Below are 1,940 nucleotides of genomic sequence, written 5' to 3'. Positions count from 1 at the left end.
GAGTTTCCCCTTTTGCGACAGGCACTTGTCGTGATTCCCGGGTTCCAGTTTCTGTCTACACGCGGATTTGCTGAAGCAAATCCAGAGCCTGCTTCTGTTTCGCGTTTGCCGTGGTGACGAGTTCGAACGTCGGCACTTCAGCGCCAGCGCTGGGTGTACGGCAGGTGTTACGCACGATCGCGGCGAGTTCGGCCATCAAGCTCGAGAAGCTGTGCACGGGCGTGCCGTCGTCAAGTGTGTGGCGCGCCGCCTTGGCCAGCGCTGCCGCAGAACGCACGGCAGGCGCCACCGGATCACGCGTGGCCTTGGCGGCCTGATCCGGGTCGGCGAACATCAGTTCGCGCCAAGCCTCGCGCATGTGCCATTCGACGTAGTAGGCCAGCATGCACAGCAGGATATGCGCACGCACCCGATCGGCCGTGCGGTGATGGATTGGCCGCACCTTCAGGTCCACCGTTTTTAGCGAACGGAACGCGCGCTCCACGTTGGCCAGCGCCTTGTAGTTGCGCACGCACTCGGCCGAGTCCATCTGCGCCGAACTCACCGAAGTGCGGATGATGTAGAGGCCGTCGAGCGCCGCCTCGCGGGCGATGCCCTCGCTGTTGCGGCTGAACGTGAAGGCCGCGTCGTCGATGCTCAGCGCAAAGTGCTTGGCCACCTTGTACTTGTCGATCACCTTGCCCACGCGCAGGCCGATCTGATCGCGCCCGGCAAGCTTGCCCGCCTGCACGCGGGCAACGATCGGCTGCAGGCACGCCTCGGTGGCCGCCAACAACTCTTCTCGCTTGTGGGCACGTAGCCTGGCCAGTTCCGGATTGCGGCACGCCACCAGCCGCTCGCCCGGATAGTCCGGTGAACTCAGCTCCAGCAGATTGCGCTCGTCGAACAGGCCAAGCTGCAGTTGCCCTTGCTCGAGCAGCGGGCGGATCGAGGCGCTCTTGAGCGCGGTGATCCAGCCCAGGTCACCGCCCTCACGCATCTGGTCGATGGCCTTGCTGGAGATCATGCCGCGATCGCCCACCATGACCAATCGGGAGAGACCAAATTCCTCTTGCAGGCGCCGCACCTCGGGCATGAAGGTCTGGCTGTCGGCCACGTTGCCCTCATGCACCGACACCGCCACTGGGCAGCCGCGCGCATCGGTGAGCAAGCCGTAGTTGACCTGTAGCAGCCCCTTCTTGCCATCGCGGCTGTAGCCAAGCTTGGCCAGCGGGCAGGTGCTGCCCTCGAAGTAGCTGGAGCTCAGGTCATACAGCACCAGGCCACCGGCGCTCAAGTGGCGCGCGGCGAGCTTCTTCTGGATTGTGCCCTGGTGCGCGAGCAGCCAGTCCATTGCCGCGTACAGGTCGTTCTCGTTGGCCTCGGTCACGCCGAAGTCCTCCGCCAGGGTGCTGGTGTGCCACCAGCGCGTGGTGGCCAGCTTCGTGTGCGGCGCCGCGATGCGCGCGGCCACCATCGCCAGCACCAGGTCGCGCTCGCGCGAGGGCTTGGAGGCGATCAGCGAGGCAAAGCCCAGACGCTGCATGGCCGTGGCCACCGCCTGCACGTGGCCGTGAGCGCGCGAGCGTGTCACCTCGAACGCCTCGCCCAGCGGCACGAAGGTCTCGCCCTTGAGTGAGCGGCGGATGATCTCGATCAGTGCCTCGGGCAAGTGGGACAGGTTGCCCAGCGTCTCGTTCTTGACCACGCCGTCCTCGCGGTAACTGCGCCGCAACAGGTGGGTGCGATAGACCTGGTCCTTGTACTTGCGGGTCGTCGTAACGACGTGAGCGGTTCCGGTTCGTGCTGGCATAGCCAGCAGAATAGGATAAAACTCGCCAATGTCAAGAACTTTTAGTGACTACAAAATGCGGGTATCGAACGCCCCCCAATGAGCCGATTCCTCAATCAGGAAAAGGGCTTCGCGACGCCGCAGCCGCGGCGTCACCATGGAACTTCGG

1 protein-coding gene is annotated in these 1,940 nt (G+C 64.4%); it reads right to left on the bottom strand.

Annotation, left to right across the window (positions count from 1 at the left end; genetic code table 11):
• Nucleotides 1–55: 55 nt before the first annotated feature.
• On the bottom strand, nucleotides 56–1,792 hold the full coding sequence (locus ACGLHR_RS51585; protein ID WP_400103844.1) for an IS1634 family transposase: 1,737 nt from the start codon (nucleotides 1,790–1,792) through the stop codon (nucleotides 56–58).
• Between the last annotated feature and the right edge of the window lie 148 nt (nucleotides 1,793–1,940).

The sequence above is a fragment of the Cupriavidus sp. CuC1 genome (assembly GCF_044627735.1).
GTDB classification, from domain to species: domain Bacteria; phylum Pseudomonadota; class Gammaproteobacteria; order Burkholderiales; family Burkholderiaceae; genus Cupriavidus; species Cupriavidus ulmosensis.
This window is presented reverse-complemented; position numbering and strand designations above follow the sequence as displayed.